At 37.1% G+C, this 19,467-nt stretch carries 20 protein-coding genes; 16 read left to right on the plus strand and 4 right to left on the minus strand.

What is annotated here, in order from left to right:
* Window positions 1–8 precede the first annotated feature (8 nt).
* On the minus strand, window positions 9–413 hold the full coding sequence (locus tag U9R83_RS10005; protein ID WP_013056760.1) for a hypothetical protein: 405 nt from the start codon (window positions 411–413) through the stop codon (window positions 9–11).
* Window positions 414–909: 496 nt separating this feature from the next.
* Between U9R83_RS10005 and U9R83_RS10010 the strand changes: the two genes are divergently transcribed.
* Window positions 910–2,619 (plus strand): NAD-dependent malic enzyme, encoded by a 1,710-nt coding sequence (locus U9R83_RS10010; RefSeq protein ID WP_014460404.1) that lies wholly within the window; start codon window positions 910–912, stop codon window positions 2,617–2,619.
* Between the two features lie 142 nt (window positions 2,620–2,761).
* Window positions 2,762–4,105, plus strand: coding sequence for a 2-hydroxycarboxylate transporter family protein (locus tag U9R83_RS10015; RefSeq protein ID WP_028413595.1), 1,344 nt, complete (start codon window positions 2,762–2,764; stop codon window positions 4,103–4,105).
* 48 nt (window positions 4,106–4,153) lie between these two features.
* On the opposite strand, the gene U9R83_RS10020 is transcribed toward U9R83_RS10015, so the two are convergent.
* On the minus strand, window positions 4,154–4,975 hold the full coding sequence (locus U9R83_RS10020) for a Cof-type HAD-IIB family hydrolase (protein WP_013082899.1): 822 nt from the start codon (window positions 4,973–4,975) through the stop codon (window positions 4,154–4,156).
* A 305-nt stretch (window positions 4,976–5,280) separates the two neighbouring features.
* Window positions 5,281–6,306: an LLM class flavin-dependent oxidoreductase gene (locus U9R83_RS10025; RefSeq protein WP_208732399.1), complete on the minus strand. Its 1,026-nt coding sequence runs from the start codon at window positions 6,304–6,306 to the stop codon at window positions 5,281–5,283.
* A gap of 327 nt (window positions 6,307–6,633) precedes the next feature.
* On the opposite strand from U9R83_RS10025, the gene U9R83_RS10030 reads away from it, so the two are divergent.
* The 12 genes from U9R83_RS10030 to U9R83_RS10085 all read left to right on the plus strand — a co-directional run bounded on the left by U9R83_RS10030 (window position 6,634) and on the right by U9R83_RS10085 (window position 15,656).
* Window positions 6,634–7,164, plus strand: a complete 531-nt coding sequence (locus U9R83_RS10030) for a hypothetical protein (protein ID WP_028413593.1) — start codon at window positions 6,634–6,636, stop codon at window positions 7,162–7,164.
* A 10-nt stretch (window positions 7,165–7,174) separates the two neighbouring features.
* The gene (locus U9R83_RS10035) at window positions 7,175–7,699 is read left to right on the plus strand and encodes a GNAT family N-acetyltransferase (protein WP_328575216.1); all 525 of its coding nucleotides are present in this window, start codon (window positions 7,175–7,177) and stop codon (window positions 7,697–7,699) included.
* Between the two features lie 26 nt (window positions 7,700–7,725).
* The gene (locus U9R83_RS10040; protein WP_115653712.1) at window positions 7,726–7,992 is read left to right on the plus strand and encodes a glutaredoxin family protein; all 267 of its coding nucleotides are present in this window, start codon (window positions 7,726–7,728) and stop codon (window positions 7,990–7,992) included.
* A gap of 69 nt (window positions 7,993–8,061) precedes the next feature.
* Window positions 8,062–8,883 (plus strand): amino acid ABC transporter substrate-binding protein, encoded by an 822-nt coding sequence (locus U9R83_RS10045; RefSeq protein WP_115653713.1) that lies wholly within the window; start codon window positions 8,062–8,064, stop codon window positions 8,881–8,883.
* Window positions 8,884–8,957: 74 nt separating this feature from the next.
* The gene (locus tag U9R83_RS10050) at window positions 8,958–9,656 is read left to right on the plus strand and encodes an amino acid ABC transporter permease (protein WP_014460396.1); all 699 of its coding nucleotides are present in this window, start codon (window positions 8,958–8,960) and stop codon (window positions 9,654–9,656) included.
* 27 nt (window positions 9,657–9,683) lie between these two features.
* Window positions 9,684–10,394: an amino acid ABC transporter permease gene (locus tag U9R83_RS10055; RefSeq protein WP_014460395.1), complete on the plus strand. Its 711-nt coding sequence runs from the start codon at window positions 9,684–9,686 to the stop codon at window positions 10,392–10,394.
* Window positions 10,391–11,164: an amino acid ABC transporter ATP-binding protein gene (locus tag U9R83_RS10060; protein WP_014460394.1), complete on the plus strand. Its 774-nt coding sequence runs from the start codon at window positions 10,391–10,393 to the stop codon at window positions 11,162–11,164. The genes U9R83_RS10055 and U9R83_RS10060 overlap by 4 nt, the downstream gene beginning before the upstream one ends.
* A gap of 156 nt (window positions 11,165–11,320) precedes the next feature.
* Window positions 11,321–12,052 carry a riboflavin kinase gene (locus U9R83_RS10065; protein WP_328575217.1) on the plus strand — a complete coding sequence of 244 codons (732 nt, stop codon included), beginning with the start codon at window positions 11,321–11,323 and terminating at the stop codon, window positions 12,050–12,052.
* 1 nt (window position 12,053) lies between these two features.
* Window positions 12,054–13,376, plus strand: a complete 1,323-nt coding sequence (locus U9R83_RS10070) for an LLM class flavin-dependent oxidoreductase (RefSeq protein WP_042992153.1) — start codon at window positions 12,054–12,056, stop codon at window positions 13,374–13,376.
* A gap of 401 nt (window positions 13,377–13,777) precedes the next feature.
* Complete coding sequence (locus U9R83_RS10075; RefSeq protein ID WP_226556226.1) at window positions 13,778–14,281, plus strand: hypothetical protein; 504 nt, start codon at window positions 13,778–13,780, stop codon at window positions 14,279–14,281.
* 96 nt (window positions 14,282–14,377) lie between these two features.
* Window positions 14,378–15,379, plus strand: a complete 1,002-nt coding sequence (locus U9R83_RS10080) for an N-acetylmuramoyl-L-alanine amidase family protein (RefSeq protein ID WP_328575218.1) — start codon at window positions 14,378–14,380, stop codon at window positions 15,377–15,379.
* A gap of 97 nt (window positions 15,380–15,476) precedes the next feature.
* Window positions 15,477–15,656 carry a hypothetical protein gene (locus tag U9R83_RS10085; protein WP_025752091.1) on the plus strand — a complete coding sequence of 60 codons (180 nt, stop codon included), beginning with the start codon at window positions 15,477–15,479 and terminating at the stop codon, window positions 15,654–15,656.
* Between the two features lie 56 nt (window positions 15,657–15,712).
* On the opposite strand, the gene U9R83_RS10090 is transcribed toward U9R83_RS10085, so the two are convergent.
* On the minus strand, window positions 15,713–16,093 hold the full coding sequence (locus tag U9R83_RS10090; protein WP_013056777.1) for a plasmid mobilization protein: 381 nt from the start codon (window positions 16,091–16,093) through the stop codon (window positions 15,713–15,715).
* A 471-nt stretch (window positions 16,094–16,564) separates the two neighbouring features.
* On the opposite strand from U9R83_RS10090, the gene U9R83_RS10095 reads away from it, so the two are divergent.
* Both U9R83_RS10095 and U9R83_RS10100 read left to right on the plus strand, forming a co-directional pair.
* Entirely contained in the window at window positions 16,565–18,424 is a 1,860-nt protein-coding gene (locus U9R83_RS10095; RefSeq protein ID WP_014460388.1) for an N-acetylmuramoyl-L-alanine amidase, read from the plus strand.
* 237 nt (window positions 18,425–18,661) lie between these two features.
* Window positions 18,662–19,420 carry a GntR family transcriptional regulator gene (locus U9R83_RS10100; RefSeq protein ID WP_014460387.1) on the plus strand — a complete coding sequence of 253 codons (759 nt, stop codon included), beginning with the start codon at window positions 18,662–18,664 and terminating at the stop codon, window positions 19,418–19,420.
* Window positions 19,421–19,467: the final 47 nt, after the last annotated feature.

Raw genomic sequence — 19,467 nt, forward strand, 5'->3', positions numbered from 1 at the left:
CGGTTTTTTTATGATTTATTTGAAAAAATATTCATGAAGGAGGCGTAGGTCTGATCGTCTTCACCCTCATAGAACGCAAGATTTAAAAGTCTGTTAAGTTCGTTTGTTGATTTTTCAGTTTCTGCAATAATTTGATGCATATGAGCAATCTTAGACATGGATCCGTTACCATGAGCATTTTTGATTTGATTTAATGTTAAATGAAGCGATAAGACCTCTCGGCGAAGAGCTTGTCTTAATTCAGAAGAAGCAGGGATAAAAAAGCGTTTATAAAAATAACTGGCTTCTTCAAACACCAATTCTCCATTTTCTAGCTCTTTAGCCGCAATTTCTTTAATCTCTTGATCGTCTAATCGACTGGCCGCCTCTTCGATAAGAAATCCAAAAATAATAGCTGTATCTGGTTTTAACATATAATAACCTCCATTATTATAAAAAAGAACTATGTAGTTTATATGTATAGATAGAAAGGAAAGAATATTCATAGTAATTCACTAATCAGCATAGACAAAAAAATAAAAAATATTCTTTTATAAGCAAACTAAAATTATTTCAAAATAAATTTTTTATAATTAAACATTTTTTCCATATTAAAGGATTATTTTGACTTTCCAAAAGAGATGAACAGAATAAAGAGGGTTCTTAATACCTATATAAAAAGAAAATTAATAAAAGATAGTTAATTCAGAAATTTCAACCTCTTTATAATTAAAAAATTGCTCTACTAAAATAGTTGACAGCAGAAATAGATAGGCATAAAATATACTATTGTCAAATGAATTAGCATGCTATTCATAAAAAGTTAACGGACATTTGAATAATATGTAATATCCATATAAGATGTTAATCACTTAAATCTAACCAACTTGTATGCTTGTCATACAAGTCTACAGAAAGGAAGATAGTCGTATGCGCAACGTATTTTTTGCAGATAATGAAACAATCGAAACGACTTTACGCGGGAAAGAAATTTTAGGAGCTCCAATGTTAAACAAAGGGGTAGCTTTTACAAAAGAAGAGCGTAAAACGTTAGGATTGGAAGGTTTACTTCCTCCAATGACTTTAACTTTAGATGAGCAAGCAAAACGTGCATATGAGCAATTTTTAGCTCAGCCAGATAACCTTGGTAAGAATGTATATTTAAACGATTTACAAAACCGTAATGCTGTATTATTTTATCGTTTATTGCAAGATCACTTGAAAGAAATGCTTCCTGTTGTTTATACACCAACAGTTGGACAAGCAATCCAAGAATACAGCCATGAATATCGCCGTCCGGGTGGCGTATACTTGTCAATCGATAATGTAGAGGGTATTGAAGAAGCTCTTAAAAATATCGATGCAAATAGTGAAGATATTGATTTAATGGTTATTACGGATTCAGAAAGTATTTTAGGAATTGGCGACTGGGGCGTTGGCGGTATTAATATTGCTATCGGTAAATTAGCCGTATACACAGCTGCAGCAGGAATCGATCCAAGCAGAGTACTTCCAGTTGTTCTTGACGTAGGAACAAACAACGAAAAATTATTAAATGATCCTTTATATATCGGAAACCGTCATGAACGTATCCGCGGTGAGCGCTATGATCATTTCGTGGACCAATTTATTTCAAAATCTCTTGAAATATTCCCTAACGCACTGTTACACTGGGAAGACTTTGGTAATGTAAATGCTCGTAACATTATTAACAAGTACGGAAAAGAAATTCTAACGTTTAATGATGATATTCAAGGAACAGGTGCTGTAACGCTTGCAGCTATTTTCTCAGCAGTTCAAGTGTCTAAAATGCCACTTCGTGACCACCGCGTTTTAATCTTTGGACCGGGTACAGCAGGTATCGGTATTGCAGATCAAGTTCGTGACGCAATGGTATTAGACGGTATTACAGAAGAAGAAGCATACAAAAACTTCTGGGCAGTTGATTTCCGAGGCCTTTTAACAGATGACATGGACGACTTATTAGGTTTCCAAACGCCTTATGCACGAAAAGCAGAAGAAGTGAAGGACTGGAACCGTGAAGAAGACAAAATTTCTCTTTTAGAAGTTGTCAGACAAGTTAAACCGACGATCTTAATTGGTACGTCTGGTGTAGCAGGTGCATTCTCAGAAGAAATCGTAAAAGAAATGGCGAAGCATGTAGAACGCCCAGCTATTTTACCAATGTCAAATCCAACTCCGCTTGCGGAAGCTACTCCTGAAAACCTATTAAATTGGACAGAAGGAAAAGCACTTGTAGCGACTGGAAGTCCGTTTGAACCAGTTAACTACGGTGGTGTGGAATATGAAATTGGTCAATCTAATAATGCTTTTGTTTTCCCTGGTCTTGGTCTTGGATCAATCGTGGTAAAAGCAGAAGTTATTACAGACAGCATGTTCGCAGCATGTGCACACGCTGTAGCTCAAATGGTAGACAGCAGCAAACCGGGTGCTTCATTACTACCACGCGTAGAAGAATTACGTGAAGTATCATATAACGTTGCTTTAGCGGTTGCTAACGCAGCAATTAAAGATGGCGTTGCAAAAGAAGTTCCAACAGATGTTAAAGCGGCAGTAAAAGCAGCAATGTGGGAACCAACATACAAAGAAATTAAAGCTTTAGAAACAGTAAATGCTTAATTTTTAGATAGAAAAAGCACAGCTTCTTTTTTAGAAGCTGTGCTTTTTTTAGTTACAAAAAGAATTCTTAAGTTACATAACGTATATAGTTTTTTTAAACTTGTGTATGATTCTCTATATTAGAACCACAGGGGGTTATGAGATGAATACAGCACGTAAATTGGAAACGTTTACTCAAGATTCACAGCCTGAAAATAAGGGTTTTTGGAACCGAATCAACAATATTAAAGTAGGAGTTATTCCTCTACCGCTATACGTTTTACTTGCATTGATTGTATATGGCGCGGCCGTTTACAACGAACTTCCTCCAGATATGATTGGCGGATTTGCGATTATTATGGTAATGGGAATGCTGCTTGGTGATTTAGGATTAAAAATTCCGATTTTAAAAGATATTGGCGGACCAGCTATTTTATCACTGCTTGTACCTTCCGTATTAGTTTTTTATAATGTTTTAAATCCCGCGTCTATGGAAGCGGTAACAACTTTGATGAAAACATCAAACTTTTTATATCTTTATATTTCTTGTTTAGTAGCCGGAAGTATTCTGGGCATGAACCGTAAAGTTTTAATTCAAGGCTTTACACGTATGTTCGTACCGCTTGTGTTAGGTACGCTAGCCGCTGTAGCTGCAGGCGTAGCCGTTGGGATGTTATTTGGTTACGGAGCAAAACATACATTTTTCTATATTGTTGTACCAATCATTGGAGGAGGAATTGGTGAAGGTATTTTACCGCTTTCACTTGCTTATTCTCAAATTTTAGGTAGTTCAGCAGAATCTTTTGTGTCGCAAATGATTCCAGCTGCTGTTATTGGAAACATCGTTGCTATCGTATGTGCTGGCTTAATGAAACGTCTAGGAGAGAAAAAGCCAGAATTAACAGGTAATGGAGTTCTTGTGAAGACAAAAGGCGGAGATGGAATCTCAGAAGATACAAATATCAAGAAACCAGTAGATTTTTCGTTAATGGGCGCAGGTCTTTTAATTGCATGTAGTTTCTTTATTTTCGGAGGCTTAGCACATAAATTTTTAGGAATTCCAGGTCCAGTTTTAATGATCGTAGCGGCAACGCTAGTCAAATGTTTACAAGTAATGCCTGCTAAGATGGAGCAAGGTGCTTACCATATGTACAAATTCATTTCTACGAGCTTAACATGGCCGTTAATGGTGGGGCTAGGAATTTTATATATTCCTCTTGAAGATGTAGTGAAAATTGTTACACCAGGTTATGTAGTCGTATGTGCAGCAGTTGTTATGGCTATGGTAGCAACCGGTTATTTTGTAGGTAAAATGATGAAAATGCATCCAGTGGATGCTGCCATTGTAACCGGCTGTCACAGCGGTTTAGGAGGTACGGGAGATGTAGCGATTTTATCAGCTTCCAACCGTATGTCACTTATGCCATTTGCTCAAGTAGCAACAAGACTTGGAGGCGCTTCCACTGTTATTTTAGCTACGCTTCTTATGAAACTTTTAGGAGTATAAATTCAAAACAAAAAAGCAGCTCGGTTCGTACGAGCTGCTTTTTTTGTCTTATGAAACGCTAACAGGTTTTAAGATGAATTCTTCCACAACTTTTGCCACACCGTCGTTCATGTTTGTATCTGTTACGTGGTTGGCTTTTTCTTTAATATCTTCAGGAGCATTTCCCATTGCTACGCCAAGTCCAGCAAATTCAATCATGGCAAGATCATTATAACTGTCGCCAATAGCAATCACTTCATCGCGTGTAATGCCAAGCTGTTGAATTAATAAATGTAAGCTTGTCCCTTTTGTGACACCTTCTTCTGTGAATTCAAGGAAGTATGGTTTAGAGCGCATTACGCTTAGCTCTCCTTGAAGCTGCTTTTGAAGTTTCTTTTCAACGTGAACCAGCATTTCCGGTTCTGCAAGCATGAGTACTTTTACAACAGGTTCTGTAACGGCATCAGTAAAAGATGAAACAACACGGATCGGCAGACCTGTAATGTCACTTTCAATATCCGTAAATTTATTTTCTACTTCTGTTATAATTTCATCTCCAACGTACGTATGAATTAAAACGCCTTCTTCGCGGCTAATATCGTCGAGACGTGCAACGGTTCTCGGAGATAAGGTGCTGCTAAATAGCTCTTCATTTGTTAAGCAATTAATAATTTTCGCCCCGTTAAACGATAAAATAAAGCTTCCGTACTTTTCTAACTCCAGTTCTTTGGCGATGTGAACCATTCCGTAAGTTGGTCGGCCAGAAGCAAGTACAACTTTTACTCCCGATTCTTGCGCCTTCATTAATGCTTCTTTTGTGCGGGGAGAAATAGTGTGATCATCGCATAATAGTGTATCATCCAAATCTAAAACAATCATTTTGTAAGGCATAATTTTAAATTCCCTTCTTCTACTAGACTCATATCTTCATATGGTACTATAAAAAAACGTTTGATTCAATTTAATGATTTTTTGAAAAAAAGAAGCATGCGTATACTTTGTTTGAACGCCTCGTAAGTAGATGAAACAAAGAACTTGAGACATAGCTAAAACAGCCCAATCAATAGCTAGAAGCAATTAAACACATGAAAGCTACGTTTACCATGACAACGAAAAAATACGAAGTAATAATCAATCATTTTGATTATTACTTCGTATTTTACTTCGACTAAAATTCTTTTATTTCAGCCTCTTGATTAGTAAGCTGCTAGAGTTTGATTCGTTTTCTGCGCGTCTCCTTCGTTAAAAGCTTCTTTTAAGAGCGTATAAGACCGCTTTTTTTGTTCAAAATCTTGAAGAGCAGTAAGAATAATAAATTCATCAATAGAAAATGACTGCTTCAAAGCTTGAAGCTTTTGACGAACGGTTTCTTTTGTACCGTATATGACGTTCGCTTCTTTTTCTTCAATTTGAAAGCTTTCTTTGGACTGCTGACCAAATTCTTCCGCTTTTTCTTTGGAACCTAATGTAGCGGATTTCCCATTTTGTAAGTATACTTTAAATATTTTTGTGCTGGATGCTAATGCTTTTGCTTCTTCTACGGTATCCGCTACGATGATGGAAAGGGCAACGACAAGCGAGCGTGCATGGGATGAAACGTGCTGATTATAGACAGAAATCGCTTCTTCTAGCACTTTTTGATCACCATTAATGAATTGAGCAAATACATAAGGAAGGTTTAGAGATGCCGCAAGCTCTGCGCTTGAAGCACTTGCTCCCAGTAAAAACATATCTGCTGCTTTTTGGGGCCTTGGATAGGCTTTTAAACCGTAAAGAGGGTGATCTTCCGGCAGCGTATCGTTTAGGTATTGTTTAAGTTCTATCAGTTTGTCTGTTAAGGACTTAGTGGGCTGAGAATTTTGTTGCAAGGCTTGAGTAGAATGAGGTAGTCCTCCTGGTGCTCTGCCGATGCCAAGATCGATGCGATTTGGAGATAGTGAGGCTAAAACGTTAAAATTTTCTGCTACTTTATAAGGGCTGTAGTGCTGAAGCATAACACCTCCTGAACCAATACGAATATGATGCGTTTTAGCGAGCAGGTGAGAAATTAACACTTCGGGTGATGATCCTACAACATGTTCAGAGTCATGATGCTCCGCTACCCAAAAGCGATGGTAACCAAGTTCTTCTGCTAGCTGAGCTAATTGAATGGTATGCTGAAATGCATCTTCAGCACGTTCACCTTCATAACGTGGGCTTTGATCTAAAATACTTAATTTCACTGAAAACACTCCTTAAAGTTGATAAAAAAGGTAAGAATAATTGGGATTAATTTTAGCAAAGGATTTTCCAGATGAAAAGAGTTTTTTGAAAGAAAAATATTTTTTGAAAAATAAGTTGACTTTGCCATTTTGAGGCTATATAGTTGAATCATCAAACAGAAAAGCCGATAAAACAACTTGGATAAATAAGAATTGAGTGAGTATGTTTCAAAGACACTTCACTTTATTCTCCGGTTTTATCAAAGAAACAGTTAAAGCTGATTGGTCTACCAAAGGCTCCTGAGGAAACTCCAGGAGCCTTTTTGCTGTAAAAAGGAGGGGAAAAAAGTGAGCGATGTATGTATTTTATATAACGGAAGCTCCCATAATTATCAACAAATAGCCTCAGTGAAAGATGAGCTAGAAGCTTGCTTAACCTCAAAAGGAGTGCACGCAGAAGCTATCTCGTATCATGATGTACACGCTTTGAAGCAGGAAGCACAGAAAGAAGTAAAGGCATTTATTTCGAAAATGAACCAAGCTAAAAGTATTGTCGTTCTGTTATCGGGAGTAAATGAAACATACGTAGAATCTTTTGAACGGCTAACAAAAATATTGCCGGAAGATTTACTGTATAAAAAAATACTTCTGCCAATTCTTATTGGTGAAAATGTGAATTCTTTACTAAAAGCTAAGTATGATTTAAAACTTTTAGCGTCTTTTTTAGGTAGACCTTACTGGCTAAGCAGTCTTTTTCTACTGCATGAATACGTCTCTTTTACAGGTATCAACAATGCGAATGCCAAAAGTCGTTTAAAGGAAGCGGTGGATGAGCTGATTTACAAAGGGAATCTATCTCTTCAAACATTTATAAAATGAGGTGAAGAAAATGAGTGAATTATTTCGATTAGCAACCGTAGAAGATGCTGAAGAACTGTTAGATTTAACGCTTCGAGCATACGAGCCGATTCGAAAGCTAGGAATTAAATTTCCTGCCGCGACGGCAACGATTCAACTTGTAAAAGAAAACATTCAAAACAGCCGCTGCTACGTTCTGGAAAGTGATGGAAAAATCGTAGCTACGATTACAGCAAGAACGTATAAAGAAATAACGAACTGGCCTTTCTTATGGTGGTTTGCGGTAGATCCTTTGGTTAAAAAGAAAGGAGTAGGTTCTAAACTCTTAACGTGGGTTGAAGAAACGGTTATTCGAGATCAACTGGGGGCTCCTGCTGTTACATTAGCTACTTCTGATCGACATCCATGGTTGATTCCTATGTATGAAAGAAAAGGGTATGAACGCTTTTTTGAAGTCGATCAAGGAGAAGAAGGAAAAGGCGTATTCTTAAGAAAGATCTTGCATCCCGAAAGATATGAGTTAGAAAAATACAAGGAGTTACAACAAGCTAATTAATCATTTAAAAGAAAAGAGGAGAAACCATGTCAGTAAAAATTTTATTATGGAATCGAAAAGGTTGTCATCATTGCGAAGAACTAAAAGCATATTTTCATGAAAAAGGCTATCAATATGAAAGTATCGATGTAGAAGGAAAAGATTATTTGCGAGATTTACTTGAAATTAAATACGGTATTCGTCATGTACCGGTCGTTGAAATTGGAGATAAGGGGCAGTTTAAAGGAGTTATTGAAAAAGATTATGAACAAATAGAAAAGTTGATTGAAGACTATTCACCAATCGTTAAATAGCTGCAACATCCATTTTATTCATTCGTTAAAACAATAAATTATTTTGAGACATAGTGAGGGACCAAACACATGAAAAAACTACAGCTGACAGCTATCTTTTTATCACTTCTTTTATTATTAGCCGCTTGCGGAACACCCAATAAAGAAACAGCAGCTAACGCAAGCAAAGATAAAGTGCAAAAAATTATTGTAGGAACGGGTACGCAATTTCCTAACATTTGCTTTCTTGACGATAAAGGAAATCTAACGGGGTATGACGTAGAGCTTGTTAAAGAAATAGACAAACGTCTTCCAAACTATAAGTTTGAATTCAAAACCATGGATTTTTCTAATTTACTTTTGAGCTTGGAATCCAACAAAATTGATTTAGTAGCCCATCAGATGGAAGTGAATGAAGAAAGAAAACAAAAGTTCTTGTTTAATAAAGAACCTTATAATATCTTTCCGCTACATGTAGTTGTAAATGAAAAAAATACGTCAATTAAATCAATTAAAGATTTGAGCGGTAAAAAGGTAATTGTAGGAGCAACGAGTAACTCTGCTAACTTAATCGATAAGTATAACAAAGAACATGGAAATAAAATTGATATCGTTTATTCAGGTCAAGGATCTGATGATACAAAAACGCAGCTAAAAACAGGACGTGCGGACGCTACAATTAGTACGCCGTTTGCGGTTGACTTTGTCAATAAGCAAGCGGACGCAGAGCAAAAAGTTGTAGGACCTGCTATTTCAAATTCAAAAGTATATTTTATGCTTCGAAAAAATGAAACAGGTTTACAAAAAGATGTTGATAAAGCGCTAAAAGAAATAAAAGAAGACGGAACATTGACAAAATTAAGTAAAAAATGGCTAGGAGAAGATTATACAAAAGCAGCTGGAAATAACTAAAGCACTTACTGTGACCCAAGCCTTGAACTTGGGTCCTTTCGCTACCTGTAGAGGGAAACAAAGGAGAGAAAAAGATGGGAAAAGCATTTGATATAGAGCTGATTTTCACCTCTATTCCTCAATTATTATCTTATTTGCATATTACAATTTGGATTTTGATTGCTTCACTTGTGATTGGCAGTACCTTGGGATTGTTTATTGCCCTGCCTCGTATTTATAAAGTACCGGTGTTAAGTCAACTAGCAGCAGTTTATATTTCTTTTATGAGGGGGACGCCTATTTTAATTCAATTATTTCTAGTTTTTTACGGGGTACCTGCCCTTTTACAATTGATTCATATTGACGTTTCAAGAATGGCTCCGCTTGTATTTGTTATTATCACATATTCACTGAGCACGGCGGCGTCTTTCTCTGAAATGATGCGCGGCGCCATTAATAGCGTAGATAAAGGGCAAACTGAAGCAGCGTATAGTATAGGAATGACCGGAAAACAAACGTTCACTCGAATTGTGCTGCCGCAAGCTCTCGTTGTAGCCTTTCCTAACTTTGGAAATCTTGTGATAGGGTCCTTAAAAGATACGTCTTTAGCCTTTACCATTGGTGTGATGGATATGATGGGAAGAGGAGATACCATTATCGCAGCAACGGCTCATGCAGTTGAAGTATATATTGCACTTGCCATTATTTATTATTTTGTAGCCATTATATTAGAGAAATTTTTTATGAAATCCGAACAGAAGCTGCAAAAACACGATCAGCCTGTTCATGTATAAAACGAGCTTACTAAAAGAGGTGTAAACATGATTATTGACGTACCGTTTATATGGACAGCATTTGTAGAAATTTTAAAGGCATTACCTTTAACACTCCTTATTACCATCGGTCCATTACTAGGCGGATTGCTTATTGGTATTGCTGTTGCGGCTGTGAGAATCAATTCAGTGAAAATAATAACGCCTATTGCCAATGTATACGTATCATTTTTCCGAGGAACGCCTGCTATTCTTCATATTATGGTTATTTACCTAGGGTTCCCGCTATTGATTAATAAACTATCGAGCTACTATGGATGGGGCTTCAATGCAAACAGCATTCCTATTGTCGTATTTGTATTAATCGCTTTGTCTTTTACAGCGGGAGCTTATATGTCAGAGATCATTCGCTCTGGTTTGTTAGCTGTAGAAAAAGGACAAATTGAGGCTGCGTATTCCATTGGTATGAATCGTTTTCAATCGATGAAACGAATTGTTTTTCCACAGGCGTTTGCTTTGTCTTTACCAAATTTATGCAATATCTTCATTGGCTTTTTGCATACGTCTTCTATCGCATTCATCGTCTCACAAAAAGAGTTAAACGGTGCAGCTAATATCGTAGCTTCAAATAATCTTAAGTTTTTAGAAGCCTATATTGCTGCTGCTCTTATTTATTGGATGCTGACGATGTTAATAGAAGGAATAACAGCGCTGCTTGAACGAAAATTAACGGTTTATAATCGAGGAGGGGTTGTATGATTACATTAACAAATATTAAAAAAACATTTGGTCAACATACAGTATTGGACGGTATTGATTTAGTTGTTAAAAAAGGGGACGTTGTGACCATTTTAGGGCCGAGTGGCTCTGGAAAGACTACGTTTTTACGCTGCATTAATTTCTTAGAAAAAGCAGATGAAGGAGAAGTTTCGATTGATCAATTTACGGTGCAGTGCCAAAAGCCAAATCGCAAAGACATTTTAACTCTTCGACAAAAAACAACGATGGTTTTTCAGCAATACAATTTGTTCAAACACAAAACCGTTATTGAAAATATTATGGAGGGGCTAGTTATTGTTCAAAAGCTGTCAAAGGAAGAAGCAAAACAACGCAGTTTAGACGTTCTTGAAAAAGTTGGGCTTGCTGAAAAAGCAAATGCGTATCCAAGTCAATTATCAGGAGGTCAACAGCAGCGAGTGGGCATTGCTAGAGCTCTTGCTTTAAATCCCGAAGTCATTTTATTTGATGAGCCGACGTCTGCTTTGGACCCCGAACTAGTGGGTGAAGTACTGTCTGTTATTCGTAAAATTGCTGAAGAAGGAATTACGATGATTATTGTTACGCACGAAATGAGCTTTGCCCGTGAAGTTTCTAATCACGTGGTGTTTATGGACGGAGGCAAGATTGTCGAACAAGGTCATCCTGATGAAATATTTTTAAATCCAAAAGAAGATCGAACAAAGCAATTTTTCAAACGTATCAACCCAACGCATGCTCCTTACTCTTATGTTTATGAAAAAACAATCTAATATTTTATCCTAAAACCTACTTGACTCATAGGAATAATAAGTATATGATAAAATCATCAAATTAAACAAACCGACTAGATCACTAGAGGTTCTTTGCACAATGTCACGCATTGTGCAAAGAACCTTTTATTTTTAACTAGACTTAAGGGAAGAAGGGTGAACGTAGTGAATAGAGGAGCATTAAAAGCTAAAACAAGCAAAAAACTTATTATAAAAGGCCTGGTTGTACCTGGAAGGCAGCAAGGAAGACATTTGGGTTTTCCAACAGCTAATATAGATACTCAGCATGAGGAATTAAAAAATGGCGTGTATGGTGTCCTCGTTCATCTGCGGGGACTTGAACATATAGGAGTTATGAATGTAGGCGTTAAGCCGACATTTGGATCGGAACTATCTAAAACATTTGAGGTTCATATTTTGGATTTTAACGACGTTATTTATGGAGAGACAGTTCAATGCGACGTGATCTTTCGGGTGCGAGGAGAGAAAAAGTTCCCTTCCATTGAGTTTTTAAAACATCAAATTAAAGCCGATACGCTGCAAGTTAAGCAAAGATTTCAACATATGGGCTATGTATCTAGTGAACATACAGCTTCTAAGCTAGGGCAAGCGAGATATTTAAATCTACCTGATCTACAGTTTTTTAATTGGTGCCACAGTCAATTCAGAGTCAATAAAGGGATTTACAATACAATTGATCAATGGTTTTATGACGAAGGAATTGAAAATATTCACCCTAGAAGAGTTCACGTTATCGCTTTTTTGCAATTTGCACAGGAAGGAAATGAAAGAAAGACAGAAAAAGAAGGGGTCCTTCGCTTTGGAGCAGGCGGTTTGACCAATCAACTACGAGAATTTATGAATGGATATGAAAAAGGAGAATGGTAATATGACAATAAAAAGACAATTAAAGCTAGGGGCTATTATTCATGGAGTGGGAGGAAACATGGGGGCATGGAGACACCCTGAAATTTTGTCAGATGCCAGCGTTAATTTCGGTTTCTACAAGCAGCAGGCTCAAAAAGCGGAAGAAGGAAAATTTGATTTAGTGTTCATTGCCGATGGATTATATATTAATGAAAAATCGCTTCCGCATTTTTTGAATCGTTTTGAACCTCTTACTATTCTATCAGCACTTGCTTCTGTCACTTCTCATATTGGTTTAGTTGGCACTCTATCGACTTCGTATAGCGAGCCGTTTACGGTGGCTAGACAATTTGCTTCACTTGATCATATTAGCAGCGGCCGAGCGGGATGGAATGTTGTAACATCTCCATTGGAAGGATCTGCGCTTAACTATGGAAAAGAGCATCCCACTCATGATAAACGCTATAGAATAGCTGAAGAGTTTCTAGAAGTAACGAAGGGGTTATGGGATTCTTGGGAAGATGATGCATTTATTCGAAATAAAGAAACCGGACAATTTTTTGAAGAGAAAAAGCTGCACCGCCTGCATCACAAAGGGGAATTTTTTTCTGTAGAAGGTCCGTTAAACATTGGCCGCTCAGCTCAGGGTCAGCCCGTAGTGTTTCAAGCAGGCTCTTCTGAAAGCGGCAAAGATTTAGCAGCAAAAACGGCTGACGCAGTGTTTACGGGACAAGACAATTTAGAAGAAGCAAAAGCTTTTTACCAAGATGTAAAATCAAGAGCCGTAGCGCAAGGACGCCATGAAAACGAACTTTTAATTTTCCCGGGAATAGGTCCTATCATTGGCAGTACAACCGAAGAAGCCGAAAGAAAATATGAAGAACTTTCTCAATTGGTGACAATTGAACATGCGCTCAACTACTTAGGACGTTTTTTCGATCATTTTGATTTTTCACAGTTTCCATTAGATGAGGCGTTTCCTGATTTAGGGGATATCGGAAGTAATAGTTTCCGCAGTACAACTGATAAAATCAAAGAAAACGCTAAAAAACATAAGTGGACACTGCGAGAAGCGGCGCTGCGAATTGCTACACCTAAAACACAATTTATTGGGACACCAGAGCATATCGCTAATTTGATGCAACAGTGGTTTGAAGAAAAAGGAGCTGACGGCTTTATTATTCATTCAAGCGTTCCCCATGGCTTAGATGACTTTGTTGAACACGTTGTACCGATACTGCAAGAAAGAGGCCTGTATCGTACAGAATACGAAGGGAGTACGTTAAGAAGTAACTTGCAGTTGAATGTTCCTAAAAATCGCTACACAAAGGTGAAAGTTAACTGAAGTAGATTCAAAGATACCGGAAAAAAGTATTTTAGCTGAAGTGAAAAATGAACTATTAATCGAAATTTTTTGATTGATAGTTCATTTTTTTGTTATGGTGAACGCAGGTTTTATCTGTTTAATTCCCTTTAGCAGTTGATTGGAGGGCAAGGCGAGGACTTCTGCGGAAAGCGAAGTAACGGCCGTGTAACAAGCCATCCATATGAGCTCATGTATCCCATTTGCTCGTCTTTAGATTGAATTAATTTAGTTATGTCTCGACCTTTTTTAATATTTTTAATATTAAAAATATGGTAAAATTCTTTTTGTAGGTTATTCGTTTCAGTTCATAAGGCCTAAAGGGTTTTGAATACCCGGAAAGGAGTCAAATGGAAAAAAGACATAAAAGTAAGAAGAAGCGTATGATCATGTCGATATCTTTATCCGTTCTTTTAGTCGGGGGAGGAGCGACAGGATGGATATTGTACCAAAACGGAAAAATTCCTTTTTTATCACAGCAAAGTATAAAGGCAAGTGCCATTAAAGTGAATCAACAAAAAGTTGATAAGCTGGAAAGCAACGATCAGCAGGCAAAAGATTTTATAGCTGAACATCATGACGTACTAAATGATTTGACGGGGTGGAGTGCCATTGAGCACCCAGACTGGCCTGCCGTACAAGAAGAAGCGGGAGCCATTAAAAATACAATTGGCACGATTGAAGTAAAAGATTCTGTTTTAAAGAAAGACTTTCAGCATATGGAGAAGCTCGCTGGACAGCTAGAGCAGACGAAAGATCAAGCACTGTTAAAAGAACTTCATCGTTATTTTCATGACTTAGATGTTGTGATCAATGAAGACGATGGATCAAATACATATTTTAATGTTACCAGCTATGGTAAATCAGTTGTAAAGACTTCTAAATGAGCTATAGCAAAAAGCTTTATACATAAAAGTAGTTTTGTATAACAAACGTCTTCGCTTATTCATGCATATGCTAAGAATAAGGAGGAGACGGGTTATATGAAAAAAATTTATTTAGATGCAGGTCACGGAGGGGCAGATCTAGGGGCTGTAGCCAACGGGTTATATGAAAAAGACGTAGTGTTAGCTGTTCAGCAGCACATTATCTCTTTTCTTTCTACTCACTATCAAGGGTTTTCTCTTTGTACAACGCGTACAACCGATGTGTTTCTGTCATTAAATGAACGGGCTAACAAAGCCAATGCGTGGGGGGCTGATGTATACTTATCTATTCATATAAATTCAGGTGGAGAAACGGGATATGAAGATTTTATTTATAGTAAGAATATAAATAACCAAACCATTGTGTTCCGAAACGATATTCATGATCACGCAAAATTAGTTCTCGATAAATACAATCACTCTAACCGAGGCAGAAAATTGGCTAATCATAGTGTGTTAAGGCGTTCATATATGCCGTCTGTATTAACTGAAATTGGGTTTATTGATACAGAACACGATGCAAAGCTCTTAAAAAATCCTCAATTTCTAAAAGATATGGGGGTGGCATATGCAAAAGGGGTTGCGCAGTTTTTAAACTTGGAGCCTAAATCTACAAATCCCGTGAGAGATTCTGACGAGGAAGGGTTCCCAAAGCCTACTTTTTTATATAAACCTTTATGGATAAAAACAACCCAGGATACTGAGACGTATAAGTATGCAAATATGTCAGAGAGAACAGGTTATTTAAAAAAGAATACCCTCTTTCAAGTTTATAGTGAAACGCATGCAGCCTGGATAATTGATGGAGAACATTTTATTGAAAAAAAAGATACAATCATTGAAGGAGAAACTATCACAACTGCGGAATTAACAAAAGAAAATTTGGAAGCATTAAAATTGTTTGTGAGGGAAGAAAAGTTAGAAACAGCGGTAACCTTTTCTAAAGAAGGAGCTGCGGTAGCCATCTTTACACTTTACGATAAAAAAATATTGAATGTAAAAGCATTTTTAGATAGAGAAAAATGGTGGTACAAAGCTGAACGGATAAAAACATCGTGAAAAAACCTGCTTGTTTTTTTGAAGCTTTCACCCTAGTAATTTTACTTATTTTTGATAGAATATAAAGAGCTGAATCGTAAAGATGCATAAAGGTGTGATGGAAATGGAAGAGCAACAAGAAGCGATTGATTTAACAAAAGTATATGTATATGAGGAGTTTCCGGATAAAGTTGCAGGCAGATGCGACAACTGCGGACATGTAAAATTTAAAAGCTTAGTAAAAGACTTTATTTTTATTCGTACATGCGCAAAGTGCGGCATGAAAAAAAGTATTTAAATCCCTACTTCTTTGTAAAAAACGCTCTTTTTTGAAATGAAAAGAGCGTTTTTTCTCTATTTAACGTATAAATGATCGCTAAGCTGCTCTGAAATAGTTTCTACATCTTCTTGCACATGTTTTTGTTTTTTCATCATTTCTAACAGGATTTCTTCAAGGTTCTGTGAATGATTTTGCTTATCTTTTGGTTTATGTAAATACTTTGCGATTTGATGCATATTATTGCTTAGCCGGCTTAGCTCAGACTCAATTTTTCGCAGGTTAACTAATAGTTCCACACCTGCTTCTTTGCCGATTAAAGGCGGCTTAACTTTTCCATCCATAATAAATTTTCGAATGAGAGACGTTCGTTTTAAATTATAGTGTTCAATAAGTTCCTCTAATTTTTCTTTTTCTTCTTCATTCAACTTAATTGCTGGAATGCTGTGTCCTCTCATAAGGTATCTCCTTTCAAGAGCAGTTCTTGCTGCGTTCAATCATATGTAAACATTCTCTTGTCTTTAATAATAGCAACCTTTCCCATGGTTAACTATGGTGAAAAGTTACTAAAATGTCGAACGTACAGTCTGTTAAAAAACTGGTAAATTAAGAAATTTGGTTTAGTAATAGTTGAATTATAGAAAGAATGTCATTATCTACAATATTGCTGCTTTATTAAAAAGGCAGCAAAAGGGATGAATGTACCGCCTTTGTACTCAACCATTTTTGAGAGCTCAGCTTTAAAAAAGAGGGATGGTTTTATCATTTTTTCCTCCTACCACATCTTTCCTCCTAGTAACTCTGTCGAATCTTTTAGACTATTGTCTCAAGGGAATAGAAAGAAAGAAGACGAAATGGTTGAGAACGAGGTAAAGTCATATTATGTCTTTATTTACCTCATTTACATATTTTACGGGGGAGGAATACGTTTGAAACTAAAAAAACGATTAAAACTAAACAAGATAGGGATAGCCATGCTTACGGCTGGGGTTATGTGTACAGGTTATACGCCTATTCATATGCTACAAGCGCCTCTAGTCGCTCAGGCTGCAGAGAATCAGTCGGATTCTTTGGAGCTAGCATTTGCACAAGCATCTAAAGAATTTGATGTGCCAGCTTCGCTTTTAAAAGCAATTTCCTACAACAAGTCGCGCTGGGAAAGTCATAATGGAAAACCCAGCGCAGCCGGGGGATACGGCCTGATGCATTTAACAGACATCCCTTCTTTAGAAGATGGAAAAGGAAATGGAGCTGCGCCTTCAAAGCCAGCATATGACAAACAGCAAACGCTCTCCTTAGCTGCTAAGCTGCTTAAATCAGATAAAGAAAGATTAAAAAAAGATCCTGTACAAAATATTCGCGGTGGCGCTGCTGTGCTAGCTTTTATTGCAAAAGACAAAAATGGAAACGTACCGTCCACTGATCAAAAATGGTACGAAGCAGTCGCAGCTTACAGTTCTTCTCAGGATAAAGAAAACGCTCAAGTATTTGCCGATGATGTATATGAAACGTTGGAAAAAGGAGCAGAGCTTACAACTTCAGATGGACAGCATCTTAAAATTTCTCCTCAAAACATAGATATATCGATTCCTCGCACTGAAAATTCCAATACGAATAAAGCGGATTGTCCCGCATCTTTAAAATGTGAATACATCCCTGCATTTTACGGGAAATTCAGCGAAAGTCCTTCAGATTACGGAAACTATGATATTGCGAATCGTCAAAAATCAGATGTTCGCTATATTGTTATTCATGATACAGAAGTAAGTTATGATGGAACGATTGATTTGTTTGCTAACCCTAATAGAGCCGCTGCAAACTATGTAATCCGTTCAAGTGATGGTCACATCGCACAGATGATCCATAACAAAGACGTAGCATGGCACGCAGGAAACTGGTATTTTAATACGCACAGTATTGGAATCGAACATGAAGGATTCGCCCTTGAAGGATCTACGTGGTTTACAGAAGAAATGTATCGTTCTTCAGCAAGACTCGTACGCCACCTTGCCAAAGAATATAATATTCCGTTAGACCGAGCACACATTATTGGTCATGACGAGGTGCCAGGTTTGTCTCCTAAGGCTCAATCAGGTATGCATTCAGATCCCGGACCGTTTTGGGATTGGGGACACTATATGGATTTAGTAGGAAGCCCAGTCGAGCGCCAGCACACAAACAAACTAGCCGTTACGATTAATCCCGTCTTTCAAAACAATCAGCCTGAGGTATCAGATGCACCAAAGCAGCCGGCCAACTTTGTGTATTTGCATCAAGCTCCGAGCAATGATTCACCGCTACTTAATGAGCCTGCAGCTTCAGGGCCGGGAACAAAACAAACGTTAGACTGGGGAAGCAAAGCTGTAACTGGCCAAACGTATGCAGTAGCTGAGACAAAAGGAGAATGGACAGCGATTTGGTACGGAGGGCAAAAAGCCTGGTTTTACAATCCGCATAATAAAAATACAAGTAAAGGTACAGGCATATTATTAACGCCAAAACCAGGAAAAGAAAGCATTCAAGTGTATGGAGGAGCTTTTCCTGAAGCTTCAGTCTATCCTTCTAATATACCAGTTAAAGACATGGTGCCACTTCAGTACACAATCTCTCCAGACCAGGTGTACGTGGGGGTAGAAAAAGTAAGGAGTGACTATTACTATGCACCAACTTTTACAACAAATCCAAACGATCACAAAATGATTGCTGGAAAAGACGAATATTATCAAATTTATTTTAATCACCGCTATGCGTTTGTGAAAGCTTCGGATGTAGAGGTTAAAAAACAATAGAATAGACTGTTAAAAGAAAGGAAGAGACAGGGTGTTTAAACGGTATGTCTCTTTCTTTTTTAAATAAAATATTATAAAAAATTCAGAATTTTATTGACAGAATTTCCTTATAGTGATTTAATAAGATTATTCAACTGGTAATTACATCATTATGAGTTGTAAGTGTAAATAAAATTTATTTTTTAATTCATTTGTCTTACAATGGAGAAAAGAAATAAATTTTAGAAGAGGTGCATTGTGATAGACAATACGAATAAAATAGTGGTAGAAAAAAATAGACCTTTGCCTCTATACTTTCAGCTGAAAGAAGTACTTAAAGAAAAAATTGAAAAAGGAATTTATAAGCCAGATGAATTAATTCCTTCTGAACGAGAACTAATTGATACTTATGGGATAAGTAGAACACCTGTAAGGCAGGCTTTAAATGAACTGGTTGCTGAAGGTTTTTTGAGAAGGGAGCACGGTAGAGGAACCTTCGTTGCACCAAAGAAGATTGACCAAATGTTTTTAGAAAGTTTGAGTAGTTTTGGAGATGAAATGGAGCGTAAAGGACTTTCCTTTGAAACAAAAGTGTTAAACAAAGAGATTGTTGAAAAAACGTCCACTCTTCAAGAGATTTTTGGAGATAAATATCAGTTTTTTTACCGAATTGATCGACTAAGGTATATTGAGGAAGATCCATACGTCCTTGTAACGACCTATATTCCAGCATCTCTTGCATCGGGTCTGCTTGATGAAGATTTAGAGGTTCAGTCTTTGTACAAGACGCTTGAATTAAAATATGGATTTCATATCAGTCATGCTAAGCGTGTAATAGAGGCTGTTAATGCTACGAGTGAGGACGCTGGCGCTTTAAATATTCCTCTGATGTCTGCTGTTCAAATTACAAAAACAACGGCTTTTCAAAAAGATTCTCAGCCTTTTGAGTATTCTATAGGGCGTTACCGTGGAGATTTAAACAAGTTTACAGTAGAGGTAAAATACGAAAGAATATAAGAAAGCTGAACGAGTTTTTTAACTTGTTCATTTCTCTGCACTAACTG

This window comes from Priestia sp. LL-8, from assembly GCF_036227845.1.
Lineage (GTDB): Bacteria > Bacillota > Bacilli > Bacillales > Bacillaceae_H > Priestia > Priestia zanthoxyli.